11 protein-coding genes are annotated in these 13,738 nt (G+C 65.0%); 5 read left to right on the forward strand and 6 right to left on the reverse strand.

The annotated features are described in order from the left end of the window. The first annotated feature begins 145 nt into the window (after window positions 1-145). From ureC to AKI39_RS16700, 5 genes are all read left to right on the forward strand, one after another. Window positions 146-1,849: an urease subunit alpha gene (gene ureC / locus AKI39_RS16680; RefSeq protein WP_066638372.1), complete on the forward strand. Its 1,704-nt coding sequence runs from the start codon at window positions 146-148 to the stop codon at window positions 1,847-1,849. A gap of 32 nt (window positions 1,850-1,881) precedes the next feature. After that, window positions 1,882-2,538: an urease accessory protein UreE gene (gene ureE, locus AKI39_RS16685; protein ID WP_066638374.1), complete on the forward strand. Its 657-nt coding sequence runs from the start codon at window positions 1,882-1,884 to the stop codon at window positions 2,536-2,538. Further along, entirely contained in the window at window positions 2,516-3,202 is a 687-nt protein-coding gene (locus AKI39_RS16690; protein ID WP_274532996.1) for an urease accessory protein UreF, read from the forward strand. The genes ureE and AKI39_RS16690 overlap by 23 nt, the downstream gene beginning before the upstream one ends. Before the next feature lie 36 nt (window positions 3,203-3,238). Continuing rightward, entirely contained in the window at window positions 3,239-3,865 is a 627-nt protein-coding gene (gene ureG, locus AKI39_RS16695) for an urease accessory protein UreG (RefSeq protein ID WP_066643184.1), read from the forward strand. 354 nt (window positions 3,866-4,219) lie between these two features. Beyond that, window positions 4,220-4,819: a nitroreductase family protein gene (locus tag AKI39_RS16700; RefSeq protein ID WP_066638382.1), complete on the forward strand. Its 600-nt coding sequence runs from the start codon at window positions 4,220-4,222 to the stop codon at window positions 4,817-4,819. A gap of 53 nt (window positions 4,820-4,872) precedes the next feature. Here the strand turns inward: AKI39_RS16700 and AKI39_RS16705 are convergent, their stop codons facing one another. From AKI39_RS16705 to infB, 6 genes are all read right to left on the reverse strand, one after another. Continuing rightward, window positions 4,873-5,874, reverse strand: coding sequence for a Bug family tripartite tricarboxylate transporter substrate binding protein (locus AKI39_RS16705; protein WP_066638385.1), 1,002 nt, complete (start codon window positions 5,872-5,874; stop codon window positions 4,873-4,875). 252 nt (window positions 5,875-6,126) lie between these two features. Continuing rightward, window positions 6,127-7,275 carry an FAD-dependent oxidoreductase gene (locus AKI39_RS16710; protein ID WP_066638388.1) on the reverse strand — a complete coding sequence of 383 codons (1,149 nt, stop codon included), beginning with the start codon at window positions 7,273-7,275 and terminating at the stop codon, window positions 6,127-6,129. Window positions 7,276-7,494: 219 nt separating this feature from the next. Beyond that, on the reverse strand, window positions 7,495-9,321 hold the full coding sequence (typA, locus tag AKI39_RS16715; RefSeq protein ID WP_066638391.1) for a translational GTPase TypA: 1,827 nt from the start codon (window positions 9,319-9,321) through the stop codon (window positions 7,495-7,497). A gap of 10 nt (window positions 9,322-9,331) precedes the next feature. Further along, window positions 9,332-10,069 carry a tRNA pseudouridine(55) synthase TruB gene (truB, locus tag AKI39_RS16720; RefSeq protein ID WP_066638393.1) on the reverse strand — a complete coding sequence of 246 codons (738 nt, stop codon included), beginning with the start codon at window positions 10,067-10,069 and terminating at the stop codon, window positions 9,332-9,334. A gap of 36 nt (window positions 10,070-10,105) precedes the next feature. Beyond that, the gene (gene rbfA, locus AKI39_RS16725) at window positions 10,106-10,507 is read right to left on the reverse strand and encodes a 30S ribosome-binding factor RbfA (protein WP_066638395.1); all 402 of its coding nucleotides are present in this window, start codon (window positions 10,505-10,507) and stop codon (window positions 10,106-10,108) included. Window positions 10,508-10,525: 18 nt separating this feature from the next. Continuing rightward, window positions 10,526-13,687: a translation initiation factor IF-2 gene (infB, locus tag AKI39_RS16730; protein ID WP_066638397.1), complete on the reverse strand. Its 3,162-nt coding sequence runs from the start codon at window positions 13,685-13,687 to the stop codon at window positions 10,526-10,528. Between the last annotated feature and the right edge of the window lie 51 nt (window positions 13,688-13,738).

Genomic DNA, 13,738 nt, shown 5'->3' on the forward strand with positions numbered 1-13,738 from the left:
CCGCGCCGGGCAGCGCCGTCGACGGCACCACGCGCACCATCAAGCGCACAGGATGCACCATGACCGGCAAGGGACTCACCATGATCGAAGCAGGATCCGCAATTATCCACATCGGCCCGGCGCGCGCCGCCACGGGAGCATCCGCATGAGCGTGAAAATCGGCCGCCGCGCCTACGCCGAGATGTTCGGCCCCACCACCGGTGATCGCATCCGGTTGGCGGACACCGAACTCCTCATTGAAATCGAACGCGACTACACCGTCTATGGCGAAGAGGTGAAGTTCGGCGGCGGCAAGGTGATCCGCGACGGCATGGGCCAGTCCCAGCGCCTCGGCGCGGAGGTTGCCGATACCGTCATCACCAACGCCGTGATCCTGGATCATTGGGGCATCGTCAAGGCCGACATCGCCTTGAAGAACGGCCGCATCCAGGCCATCGGCAAGGCAGGCAATCCCGATATCCAGCCGGGCGTGACCATCGTCATCGGCGCCGGCACCGAGGTGATCGCGGGCGAAGGCAAGATCGTCACGGCGGGCGGCATCGATACGCACATCCACTTCATCTGCCCCCAACTGATCGACGAAGCGCTGTCCGCCGGGCTCACCACGCTGGTGGGCGGGGGCACCGGCCCGGCCGCCGGCACCTCGGCCACGACGTGCACGCCGGGCGCGTGGCATATCGAGACCATGCTGGCGGCCGCGGACGGCTGGCCGATCAATATCGGCTTGCTCGGCAAGGGCAACGCCAGTCAGCCCGAGCCGCTGCTGGAACAGATAGACGCGGGCGCCGTGGGCCTGAAGCTGCACGAAGACTGGGGAAGCACGCCGGCCGCCATCGACTGCTGCCTGGGCGTGGCCGAACGCACCGATACGCAGGTGGCCATCCACACCGACACGCTGAATGAAAGCGGCTTCCTGGAGAGTACCGTCGCGGCGTTCAAGGACCGCACCATCCACACGTATCACACGGAAGGCGCGGGCGGCGGCCACGCGCCCGATATCCTGAAGGTTGCGGGGCTGCCCAACGTGCTGCCCTCCTCCACCAATCCCACGCGGCCCTACACGGTCAACACCGTCGACGAGCACCTGGACATGCTGATGGTGTGCCATCACCTGGACGCCGGCATCGCGGAAGATGTCGCCTTCGCGGAATCGCGCATACGCCGCGAAACCATCGCCGCGGAGGACATCCTGCAGGACCTCGGTGCCATTTCGATGATTTCCAGCGATTCGCAAGCCATGGGCCGCATCGGCGAAGTGATCATGCGCGCGTGGCAGACGGCGCACAAGATGAAAGTGCAGCGCGGCGCGCTGCCGGGCGACGGCCGCGCCGACAACGCGCGCGCCAAACGCTACGTTGCCAAATACACCATCAATCCGGCGATCACACATGGCATGGCGCACGAGATCGGTTCGATCGAAGCGGGCAAATGGGCGGACCTGGTGCTGTGGGATCCCGCCTTCTTCGGCGTCAAGCCGGATATGGTGCTGAAAGGCGGCATCATCACCACCGCCCTGATGGGCGACCCGAACGCGTCCATCCCCACACCGCAGCCGGTACACTACCGCGATATGTTCGGCACGCGCGCGGGTGCGCTGGCCCGGGGCAGCCTGACCTTCGTTTCGCAATCGGCCTACCAGGCCGGCATCGCGGCGAAGTACGGTTTATCCAAGCGCGTGGTGCCCGTCCACGGCATCCGGGGCGTACGCAAATCGCACATGGTGCACAACGACTGGCTGCCGCACATCGATGTCGATCCCGAAACCTATCGCGTCCTCGCCGATGGGCAGGAGCTGATCTGCGAACCCGCCCGGGTCCTGCCCATGGCGCAACGCTACTTCCTGTTCTGAGCGGCGGCGCATCACTCACTGTGCAGATTCGCATGAGACGTATAGAAAAAGTGGTCGGTCGCGGCCAGGCCGTGGCCAAGGCGCTGCTGCGGCGCGCCCCTACCCTGACGCTGCCGTTCGATACACGCAGCCGCAGCCGCCTCGCGGCCACGCTGGACAACGGCGAAGAGGTCACCCTGTTCCTGCCGCGCGGCACCATCCTGCGCGACGGCGACGCGCTGGTGACCGAAGACGGCGGCCTGGTGCGCGTGGTCGCAGCACCCCAGCCCGTGCTGCGCGCCACCTGCGTGGATCCGCACATCCTGCTGCGCGCGGCCTACCATCTGGGCAACCGCCACACGCCGGTGGAGGTGGGCCCGGATTACCTGCAGCTGGAACATGATCCGGTGCTGCGCGACCTGCTGCTGCGCCTGGGGCTGACGGTGATTGCGATCGAAGCGCCCTTCGAGCCCGAAGCCGGCGCCTATGGCGGCGGCCACAAGCATGGGCACGACGAGACCTTCGAAGAAGACTATGCGCTGGCGCAGCAGGCTTATCAGGACCGGCATGGGCATGCCTCGCAGCACGGCCGTGCACATGACCACGATCATGGACATGGGGACGATCATGGACATGGGGACGATCATGGGCATGGGCATGGGCACGATCACGGGCACAAGCACGATCATGGCCACGGGCACAAGCACTGAACTGATTGCCCTGCTCCACCTGGCGTCGCCGGCCCTGCCGATCGGCGCCTTCAGCTATTCGCAGGGCTTGGAAGCGGCGATCGACGCCGGCGTGATCGCCGACGCCGACGATGCACGCCGCTGGATCGCGGACGGTCTGGAGATCGCCGCCGATGGCGAGGCCGTCCTGCTCGGCCAGCAGTTCCGGAACTGGGCCGCCGGCGACATCCCGGCGGTCGCGACGTTGAATGAATGGCTGCTGGCGATGCGGGAATCCGCCGAACTGCGCCAGGAAACCGAACAAATGGGCTGGTCCTTGTCGCGGCTGCTGGATGAACTGGAATGGGGCAATGCGCAAGGCCGTGCGGCGCTGCGCGCCATGCGCCCCCTCAGCCTGCCCACGGTCTATGCCTACGCCGCCCAGTCCACCGGCGCGACGCTGGAGGACTGCCTGACCGCCTGGCTCTTCGCCTGGACCGAAAACCAGGTGGCCGCGGCCCTGAAGGCCGTTCCGCTGGGACAAGTTGCCGGCCAGCGCATCCTGTTCGGCCTGCACGGCGCGATCCAGGCCGCCGCCCACCGCGCCGCCGCCACGCCGGAGGACGAGGCCTCCACGTTTTCCCCGTTGCTCGGCATCCTCTCCGCCCGCCACGAAACCCAGTATTCACGCCTGTTCCGGTCCTGAGGGCCGCCTACTCACACAGAATTCGTTCTCATGGCCATGACTCAGCGCACCAAGAAAAATCCCCCCTTGCGAGTGGGCATAGGCGGCCCCGTCGGCTCCGGCAAGACCACCCTGACCGAAATGCTGTGCAAGGCCATGCGGGACAGCTATGACCTTGTGGTCATCACCAACGACATCTACACCAAGGAAGACCAGCGCCTGTTGACCGTGGCAGGCGCCCTGCCGGCGGAGCGCATCATGGGCGTCGAAACCGGCGGCTGCCCGCACACCGCGATCCGCGAAGATGCCTCCATCAACCTGGAAGCCGTGGATCGCATGCTGGGCCGTTTCCCCGACGCCGACATCGTCTTCATCGAATCCGGCGGCGACAACCTGGCGGCCACCTTCAGTCCGGAACTGTCCGACCTGACCATCTACGTCATCGACGTCGCCGGCGGCGAAAAAATTCCGCGCAAGGGCGGCCCCGGCATCACCAAATCGGATTTGCTCGTTATCAACAAAACCGATCTGGCGCCCATGGTCGGGGCATCGTTGGCGATCATGGAAGAAGACACACAGCGCATGCGCGGCACGCGGCCTTATGTGATGAGCGATATGAAGGCGGGCACGGGCCTGGCGGAAATCGTCCGGTTCATCGAGAAGCGAGGTTTGCTGACTGCCTGAAACGCACTGTGTGAGCACACCGCCTCGATGGCCCCCGCTGGCGGGCTCAGCGGCAACCGGACGGTTTGCGCACCGGGGCGCCATGCTCACATCACCGCCGCTGGATGAGAATCGGGGCTTATTTGGCAGACAGAGATCTGCCGAATCTGATGCCGAGCGGGGGATATGCACACCGGGTAAACCACCCACTCCAAACGAAGAGACTGGACGTTCTAGTGGGGGCTCCGCGGCACGGCGCATTCTTACTTCAACCTGAAACCCCTACGTCGAACAAGGGTGAACTGGACGCTCTTCTACAGGATGGGATCATGCGGGCATGCGATTTTTCCGCAGATCAACATAGGAACTTTCTCGATGGATAACGCCTTCCTCGATGCGCTGAAGCGCCGTCGCACGCAGTACACCCTGGGCCGCAATCTTCCGGTGTCTCATGACGCCGTCAAGACGCTGATCCAGGAAGCGATCAAGCACACGCCGTCGTCCTTCAACTCCCAAAGTTCGCGAGCCGTCATCCTGTTCGGCGCGCAAAGCATCAAACTGTGGGATATCGCCAAGGACGCCCTGCGCAAGATCGTGCCTGCCGACGCCTTCGTAAACACCGAGAAGAAACTCAACAGCTTCGCCGCCGGCGCCGGTACCGTGCTGTTCTTCGAAGACCACGACGTCGTCAGGGCGCTGCAGGAGAAATTCGCCCTGTACGCCGACAACTTCCCGGTCTGGTCGGAACAAGCCGGCGGCATGGCGCAATTGGCGGTATGGTCAGCCCTGGCAAACGCCGGCATCGGCGCCAGCCTGCAACACTACAACCCGGTGATCGACGAAGCCGTCGCCAAGGAATGGAACATTCCCGCGAGCTGGAAACTGCGCGCGCAAATGCCGTTCGGCTCGAACGAAGCCCCGTTCGGCGAAAAGACCTTCATGGACGACACAGAGCGCTTCCGCGTGCATCATTAAGCTGAACTTCGGCGGTCCGAGCTCGCATGCCGGACCGCATTGAAGCAGCCCCGTCAACGGGGGGTTATATTGCGTTCCCGGACGATCGCGGTCCACCTTTCGGTTTCTTCTGCGATCAATTGGCCAAGGGTTTCCGGCGTGTTCGGGCGCAAAGGCGCCACATAGCCCTGGACCATAAAAGCTTCCTGCACCTCCCGGTTGATCAGAATGTTGTTCGTACATTCGTTCAGGGTCGCTACGATTTCAACCGGCGTGCCCGCGGGCGCCATTAACCCGAACCACGTGTCGATATCCACGCCAAGTACGCCGGATTCCTCCACAGTGGGCACATCCGGGATGGCCGGGGCCCGCTGCTGGGACATCACCGCGACGGCCCGTATGGACCCGGCCCTCAGGTAAGGAAGCGCACCGGCAAGGGAAAAGATGAGCAGGTCGACACGTCCACCAATGAGGTCCACCATTGCCGCGGCGCCGCCCCGGTACGGAACGTGAAGAAGACTCGTATGTGTTTCGCGTTGGAAAAGTTCACCTAACAAATGCGTATCCGAGGCGACCCCCGTGGAAGCGTATGTCACCATTCCCGGATGTGTCTTCGCCAGCGCGATCACGTCACTCATCGTCGCAATAGGCGCCTGCGCCGAAGTGACCATGACATTGGGCAATTTCGCGAGTAAACCGATGGGCGCAAAATCCCGCGCCATATCGAAGTCGAAATGGCTGTACATCGCCCTATGGATGGCATTCGCGCGTGTACCGATATACAACGTGTAGCCGTCCGCTGCGGCGCGCGCTACGGACTCAGCCGCAATATTGCTGGCGGCCCCCGGCTTGTTGTCGACCACTATCTTGTGGCCGAGCTGCCGACCAAGGTGATCCGCCAGCAACCGCGCAAGGGTATCGGCGCCCCCGCCATGAGGGTAGCCCACAACCAAGGAGCTGGGATGCAGGGGATACTGGGATCGCGAACCCTGTGTCCTGCCGCAGCTAGGCAGCAGACTGCTTAGCACGGTGGCGGCGGCCAGTTTTCGTTTACCGAGGTTTATTGCTGTCTCCATGGGCTCTCGTAGGGGAAGATTAGATCGTTGCCCCATCGTTGCCGGAGCGGTCGGATCAGTCACCTGTTATGTGGCAGAGTTCCTTTTCTTCCGACATGTGGCACAGACATTCCCCTACCCATGGGCGGCCCTCTCCCTCCACACTGGCGAAAGGAGCTGGCGCCACAGCCGCAGGTTTTCTGGCCCGAACCTCGGCAGGCCGGCGTCGCCACGGCGGATATGCGGGTCAATGGCTCAAGCCCTAAAGACAAGTCAGAACCGCCGCATCCCGTCGAACATCGACGCGATGCGCCGAACAGCGGATTCGGACTCGGCGAGATCTGGGACGTCATTGCTGTTATTGAAGTCCCCGTTGTGGCCCTTGCTGCGGACGATCAGGCCGTCGCTTCGCGGCACGACGTTGAACTGGCTGGTGCTCAGGCCGTACGCAACTTCCGGCTGCGGGATGAGCCGCGCGATCTGGCCGCGTATGGGGACGATGGAATCGTCACCGAACAGCTTCCTGGCGCCGTAGCCGGTGGCGTTGATGATCGTATCTTCCCGCAGGTTCGATAGATCGCCCGGCCGCGTGAACTCGATGACTTTGATCCTGCCGCCCGACGCGAGAAAACTAGTCAGGAGCATGTGCGCATAGGCGCTGATGTTGAACATCAAGGTCGTCCAGCCGCGCACGTAGGGCTGCCCAAACGGATGGCTACCCTTGCACAGTTCGACGGGCCGTGGAATGAAATCATGGGAAGGATCCCGCAGCCTGCCGTACACCGGCTCGCCTTCCTCGGCTTCGGAATGCGCGCCGAATGGCGTGTCGGACAAGGAATAGCCGCGGATCCACTCGACCGGCTTGCCCGGCAAGCCCAACAGTGTCTGGTACCGGGCAAACGACGCATTCGCCATCTCCTTCCAGCGCGCGGCCAGGCGCGGTGCGTGCACGGCATCGCAAAGCTGCGAGTCCGGCGTCCACAAGCCTGTGGCAGCCATGGAATAGACATCCGACGGCATATCCTTGGTATAGATGCAAACGGCCAGGCCGGCTTGCCGTGCCAACACCGCCGATGTCAGGCCCATCGCGCCGCAGCCGATCACCGCGACCGAACGGGCGCCTGCATCGTGCGCCAGTCGCAACGCAAGCCGACTCGAGCCCCAGGACAAGGACCATCCGGCGCCGCCATGTCCGTAGTTGTGCACGACGGTCTTGGTCCCCAGGCGTTGCGCTTCGATCCGTGGGCCAGCGTGACGGAATGGCCGCAGGCCGACGCGGACGTCGGTGATGCGGTCTGTGCGCGCCTGGATAGGCGACAGGCTCACATCGCTATTCGAACAGGACGCCGCTAATACCATGCCCGGCGCGGACGACAGCGCCACGGTGGCGCCCATTCGCCCTAGAAACTGACGGCGCTTCATCACGCTGCTCCTTTGGTTGGTTGATGACCATCGCGTCTGGGACTGGACACGCAGAGACCGGCACAACCGGCGCTGCGGCGCCGTGACGCGGCCGCATCAGTGCCGCGCGCGGATAGCAGGTTCCTTCACGCCACGCACAAAAAAATTTGGCCCTTCGCCGGCATCGCTGCCAGGGAAGGGCCAAAAGAGACGGTGTCCCGCGAGGAGACGTACAGCGCGTCAGGTGGCGGTGCGCGACATCCGCTTACGCTCATTCTCCGTCAGGTAGCGCTTGCGCAGACGGATGGACTTGGGCGTGACTTCCACCAGTTCATCGTCGTCGATGAATTCGACTGCGTATTCCAGCGACATCTGGATCGGCGGCACCAGGCGCACGGCTTCGTCCGTGCCGGATGCGCGGACGTTGGTCAGCTGCTTGCCCTTGATGGGGTTGACAACCAGATCGTTGTCGCGGCTGTGGATGCCGATGATCATGCCTTCATACAGCGCATCACCCGGATTGACGAACATGCGGCCGCGATCCTGCAGCTTCCACAGCGCATAGGCCACGGCGTCGCCGTTGTCCTGGCTGATCAGCACGCCGTTGCGGCGCTCGCCGATACTGCCTTCGCGCGCCGGCGCGTACTCGTCGAAGATGTGGCTCATCAAGCCTGTGCCACGGGTCATGGTCAGGAACTCGTTCTGGAAGCCGATCAGCCCACGGGCGGGAATGCGGTATTCCAGGCGGGTGCGGCCGCGGCCGTCCGGCTGCATGTCCAGCAGGTCGCCCTTGCGGCGGCCCAGTTCTTCCATGACGCCGCCCTGGTGGGCATCTTCCACGTCCACGGTCAGCAGTTCGAACGGCTCATGGCGTTCGCCGTCGATTTCCTTGAACACCACGCGCGGACGCGACACGGCCAGTTCGTAGCCTTCGCGACGCATCGTTTCCAGCAGAATGGTCAGGTGCAGTTCGCCGCGTCCCGATACTTCGAACACGGTGTCGTCGCCGGTGTCGCGCACGCGCAGCGCCACGTTGGACTTGAGCTCGCGGTCCAGGCGGTCGCGCAGCTGACGGCTGGTCACGAACTTGCCTTCCCGCCCGGCCAGCGGCGATGTGTTGACCATGAAGTTCATCGTCAGGGTGGGCTCGTCGATGCGCAGCATGGGCAGCGCCTCTTCGGCCGGCGAAGCCGCGTCCATGAGCGTGCAGCCGATACCGATGCCTTCGATGCCGTTGATCAGCACGATGTCGCCGGCTTCGGCCTCGCTGACCACTTCCCGCTCCAGGCCCTTGAACTTCAGCACCTGGTTGATGCGGCCCTTGCCGCTCTCACCGTCGGGGCCAAAGCGATATTGCACATCCATGCCGCTGCGAATGCGGCCGCGGTTGACGCGCCCCACGCCGATCTTGCCGACATAGCTGCTGTAGTCCAACGAAATGATCTGCAGCTGCAGCGGGCCGTTGGGGTCGTCGTTGCGTTGCGGCACGTGGTGCAGGATGGCTTCGAACAAGGGGCGCATGTCGCCGTCGCGCACGTCGGCCGTCATGCCGGCATAGCCCGACAGGCCCGACGCGTAGATGACCGGGAAGTCCAGCTGTTCTTCCGTCGCGCCCAGCTTGTCGAAGAGTTCGAAGGTGGCATTGATGACGAAGTCCGGGCGTGCGCCAGGACGGTCGATTTTGTTGACCACCACGATGGGCTTCAGGCCCAGGGCCAGCGCCTTGCGCGTCACGAAAATGGTCTGCGGCATCGGGCCTTCCACGGCGTCGACCAGCAGCAGCACGCCGTCGACCATCGACAGCACGCGCTCGACCTCGCCGCCGAAGTCCGCGTGTCCCGGGGTATCGACGATGTTGATGTGAGTGCCTTCGTATTCGACGGCACAGTTCTTGGCCAGGATGGTGATGCCGCGTTCCTTCTCCAGGTCGTTCGAGTCCATGACGCGCTCGGCGACGGCCTGGTTTTCACGGAAGGTGCCCGATTGGCGCAGCAGCTGGTCGACCAGCGTGGTCTTGCCGTGGTCGACGTGGGCGATGATGGCGACGTTGCGCAAGGCGCGAGTCATAAACGATCCTTTAAGGTAAGGCGGGCGCGAGGCCCGCCGGCAATTCATTCAGGGGCAGCAGGGCCTGTTTGGGGTCCGGCATCGCTTGCAGCGCGTCCAGCGTGACGGCGCCGTCCAACGCGAACGGGCCTACCTGCGTACGGCGCAGGGCCACCAGGTGTGCATAACAGCCCAAGGCGCGGCCGATATCCTGGGCCAGCGTACGAAGATAGGTGCCCTTGCTGCAAGACACATCGATTTCGGCCGTCATGCCGTCGCAGGACAGCAATTCGACCCGATACAAGGTAATCTGCCGCGCTTCGCGTTCGACTTCCACGCCGGCGCGCGCGTACTCGTACAAAGGCTTGCCGTCGCGCTTCAAGGCCGAGTACATCGGCGGAATCTGCGTGATCGTGCCTTGGAAACGTGACAGGACGTCGCGCAGGGCCGTTTCCTCCACGCCGGCGAAACCTTCCGGCGCGCGGGCCACGACGTGGCCCGTAAGATCGCCGGAATCCGTCTCCTCGCCAAAGCGCAGCGTGGCGCGATAGCCCTTGTCCGCGCCCAACATCACACCGCACAGCTTGGTGCCCTTGCCCATGCAACACACCAGCAGGCCCGTGGCGAACGGATCCAGCGTGCCGGTGTGGCCCGCCTTGGCCGCATCCAGGGTGCGGCGCGCGCGCTGCAAGGCGTGATTGCTGGACAAGCCTTCAGGCTTGTCCAGGAGCAGGACACCGTCGAGCATCAGCCCGCGTCGTTTGGCCATCGTCTTATCCGAGAAAAACGCCGTGACGACAGCCCCTCAGGACTGGTCTTCCGGTTCGTCGGGTTCCGTCCGGTAGGAACCAGGCTGGTTGGCGCGATCGATCAGGCGCGACATCTCGATCCCGCGCGCGACCTGCTCATCGTGCACGAAATGCAGCGTCGGCACCGTGTGGATATGCAGCATGCGATATAGCTGCGAATGCAGCCAGCCCGCTTTTTCCTTGAGCAGGCCTTCGGTCAGGGCCGGCTCGGCGCCCAGCACGGTGAAGTACACCTTGGCGTGCGCGTAGTCGGGCGACAACTCGACACCGGACAGCGTGATCAGCCCGGCCCGCGCGACGTCGAGTTCGCGCTGGATCAGGCCGGCCAGGTCCTTCTGGATCTGGTCGGCCAGCCGCAGGTTGCGGCCGGGGATCGCTTTGGATTTATGACGGCTCATGCGCTGAGCGCGAGATGCTTACAGCGTCCGCGCGATTTCCTTGATCTCGAAGACTTCCAGCTGGTCGCCCACCTGGATGTCGTTGTTGCCGCGCAGGGTCAGGCCGCAGTCGAAGCCGGCCTTGACCTCGCGGACGTCGTCCTTGAAGCGGCGCAGCGAATCCAGATGGCCGGTCCAGGTGACCACGTTGTTGCGCAACAACCGTACCTGCGCATCGCGCCGGACGATACCGTCGAGCACCATGCAACCGGCGATATTGCCGACGCGGGAAACCGAATAGATTTCGCGGATCTCGACCAGCCCGATGATTTCTTCGCGCTTCTCGGGCGCCAACATGCCCGACATCGCCGCCTTCACCTCATCCACGGCATCGTAGATGATGTTGTAGTAGCGCAGGTCGATGCCGTTGGACTCGGCCAGCTTCTTGACGCTCTGGTCGGCGCGTACGTTAAAGCCGATGATCACCGCGTTGGACGCGATCGCCAGGTTCACATCGCTTTCCGAAATACCACCCACCGCGGCGTGCACGACCTGCACGCGCACTTCTTCCGTGGACAGCTTGGTCAGCGCGGCAACCAGGGCTTCTTGCGAACCCTGTACGTCGGTCTTGACGATAAGCGCCAGGGTCTGCGTGCCTTCGCCCATGTTGTCGAACATGGATTCCAGCTTCGCGGCCTGCTGGCGGGCCAGCTTGACGTCGCGGAACTTGCCCTGGCGGAACAGCGCGATTTCGCGCGCCTTGCGTTCGTCGGACAGGACCATCAGTTCGTCGCCGGCGGCCGGCACATCCGTCAGGCCCTGGATTTCCACCGGGATGGACGGGCCCGCGCTTTGCACCTGCTTGGCGTTTTCGTCCAGCATGGCACGAACCCGGCCGAAGCTCGCGCCCGCCAACACGACGTCGCCGCGCTTGAGCGTGCCGCTCTGCACCAGGATGGTGGCCACGGGACCGCGGCCCTTGTCCAGGCGTGCTTCGATGACCAGGCCCTTGGCGTGTGCGTTCACAGGCGCCTTCAGCTCCAGGATTTCCGCCTGCAGCAGGACGTTTTCCAGCAGATCCTCGATGCCCGCGCCGGTCTTGGCCGACACGCTCACGAAGGGCACGTCGCCGCCATATTCTTCCGGCACGACCTCTTCGGCCACCAGTTCCTGCTTGACGCGCTCGGGGTTGGCATCCGGCTTGTCGATCTTGTTCACCGCCACGACCAGCGGCACGCCGGCAGCCTTGGCATGGTGGATGGCTTCACGCGTTTGCGGCATCACGCCATCGTCCGCGGCCACCACCAGGATGACGATGTCGGTGGCCTTCGCGCCGCGCGCACGCATGGCGGTAAAGGCCTCGTGACCCGGGGTGTCCAGGAAGGTGACCATGCCACGGTCGGTCTCGACGTGATACGCACCGATGTGCTGCGTAATGCCACCGGCTTCGCCCGCGGCAACCTTGGCGCGGCGGATGTAGTCCAGCAGCGAGGTCTTGCCATGGTCGACGTGGCCCATGACGGTCACGACCGGCGCACGCGACAGCAGTTCGGCATCTTCGCCTTCGGGCGCGGCGGATTCGTCCAGGAACGCTTCCGGGTCGTCCAGCTTCGCGGCGATGGCCTTGTGGCCCAGTTCCTCGACCACGATCATGGCCGTTTCCTGGTCCAGCACCTGGTTGATGGTGACCATCTGGCCGAGCTTCATCAATTGCTTGATGACTTCGGCGGCCTTGACCGACATCTTGTGGGCAAGGTCGGCCACGGTGATGGTTTCCGGCACGTGGACTTCGCGCGCGATGAATTCCTGCGGCGCCTGTTCCACCACGCCGCGGCGGTCGGACTGCTGGTTGCGTCCGCCACGGCCGCTGGACTTGCCGCCAGCCTTGCCGCCCGCACGCCAACCGTCGCGGGTGGGCGCGCCCGCCGGCTTGTCCGCCGGCTTCTTGCGCGCATTGTCGTCGGTCCACGTGGACGAGACCTCGGCGGTCTTGATGGTCTTTTTGGTGCCGGCGCCGGCGCCCGGCTTGGCGTCCTTCTTGACCGCTCCGCCCGCCTTGGCGGCCGGCTTGTGCAAGGTGCCCGAAATGGCAGGCGCGGCGGCCGGCTGTTCCGGTTCCGGCGCGCGCAGCACCTTGCGCGGGCGATTCAGCATCTCGCGCAGCGCGGCGGCTTCGGCCTCGGCATTGCGGCGGGCTTCGTCGCGCTGTGCGGTGCTCATGACCTGCGCGGGCGAGGCCGCGGGCGGCGGCCCACGGCGGGCATCGCCGGCACGCGGGCCCTTGGAGACGGACGGCTTGGGCGGCACGGGCATGCCGGGCCGCGGACGATCGCCCTGGAGAGTGGGCGACGGCGCGACGGCCGGCGCCTTGGATACGGCGGGGGTTTGGGTTTCCGGTTTCTCGGAAACCGCGATGGTGTCAGTCGTGTTCACGGGCTCTTGCGGGACAGCTTCGACCGGCGGCTCGGCGGCGGGGCCGGCGGCGGCTGCCACGGGTGCCTCGTGTTCGGGTTCCGGCTGGATAGATTCGGGGGTGGCCTGCGGCGCCGGCGCCGCGGGGGCGGCTTCCTGGACAGCAGGCTCGACGTGCGGCGCGGGCGCCGCCATTTCAGCGGCAGGCGCGGGCGCGGCAGGCTCGGAAACGGCCGATGCAGCGACCTCGCCCTGTTCGGGGGTGGCCGCGGGTTCCGGCGTTTCGGCCGGCGCAGCGGGCGCGGCCTCCGGCGCAGCGGGCGCGGCCTCCGGCGCAGCGGCGGCGACAGGTGCGGCGGGTGCGGCCGGCGCGGGGGCGGCAGCGACCTGCGCGGTTTCCGTCGCGGCCACGGGCTCGGCCGACGTATCGGGTTTTTCAGCGGGCTCGGCCTGAGCGCGAGTCGCCGCGGCTTCGGCGGCGAGTTCGGCCGGATCACGCTTGACGAAGACGCGCTTCTTGCGCACTTCGACCTGGATCGTGCGCGAGCGCCCCGTGGCATCCGCCTGGCGGATCTCGGAGGTCTGGCGACGCGTCAGCGTGATCTTCTTGCCCTCTCCGGCCCCGCCATGCGCGCGGCGCAGCGAGTCGAGCAGTTTCGCCTTGTCGCTGTCGGTGACGGCGTCGTCGACCGATTTGAGGTCAACGCCGGCCGAGCGCAGCTGGTCCAGCAGCACGTTGGCAGGCATTTTCAGCTCGGTAGCGAACTGGGCGACGGTATTGCTCGACATTAGGCTTTCTTCCTGTGTACGGCGATATAACAATATGACTAGCGCTATCCA

The sequence above is a fragment of the Bordetella sp. H567 genome, from assembly GCF_001704295.1.
GTDB lineage: Bacteria > Pseudomonadota > Gammaproteobacteria > Burkholderiales > Burkholderiaceae_B > Bordetella_C.

What these genes read in the sequence shown, in the direction of transcription:
- ureC (WP_066638372.1), top strand. Translation starts at nt 146, where the DNA reads ATGAGCGTGAAAATCGGCCGCCGCGCCTACGCCGAGATGTTCGGCCCC.
- ureE (WP_066638374.1), top strand. Translation starts at nt 1,882, where the DNA reads ATGAGACGTATAGAAAAAGTGGTCGGTCGCGGCCAGGCCGTGGCCAAG.
- AKI39_RS16690 (WP_274532996.1), top strand. Translation starts at nt 2,516, where the DNA reads ATGGCCACGGGCACAAGCACTGAACTGATTGCCCTGCTCCACCTGGCG.
- ureG (WP_066643184.1), top strand. Translation starts at nt 3,239, where the DNA reads ATGACTCAGCGCACCAAGAAAAATCCCCCCTTGCGAGTGGGCATAGGC.
- AKI39_RS16700 (WP_066638382.1), top strand. Translation starts at nt 4,220, where the DNA reads ATGGATAACGCCTTCCTCGATGCGCTGAAGCGCCGTCGCACGCAGTAC.
- AKI39_RS16705 (WP_066638385.1), bottom strand. Translation starts at nt 5,874, where the DNA reads ATGGAGACAGCAATAAACCTCGGTAAACGAAAACTGGCCGCCGCCACC.
- AKI39_RS16710 (WP_066638388.1), bottom strand. Translation starts at nt 7,275, where the DNA reads ATGAAGCGCCGTCAGTTTCTAGGGCGAATGGGCGCCACCGTGGCGCTG.
- typA (WP_066638391.1), bottom strand. Translation starts at nt 9,321, where the DNA reads ATGACTCGCGCCTTGCGCAACGTCGCCATCATCGCCCACGTCGACCAC.
- truB (WP_066638393.1), bottom strand. Translation starts at nt 10,069, where the DNA reads ATGGCCAAACGACGCGGGCTGATGCTCGACGGTGTCCTGCTCCTGGAC.
- rbfA (WP_066638395.1), bottom strand. Translation starts at nt 10,507, where the DNA reads ATGAGCCGTCATAAATCCAAAGCGATCCCCGGCCGCAACCTGCGGCTG.
- infB (WP_066638397.1), bottom strand. Translation starts at nt 13,687, where the DNA reads ATGTCGAGCAATACCGTCGCCCAGTTCGCTACCGAGCTGAAAATGCCT.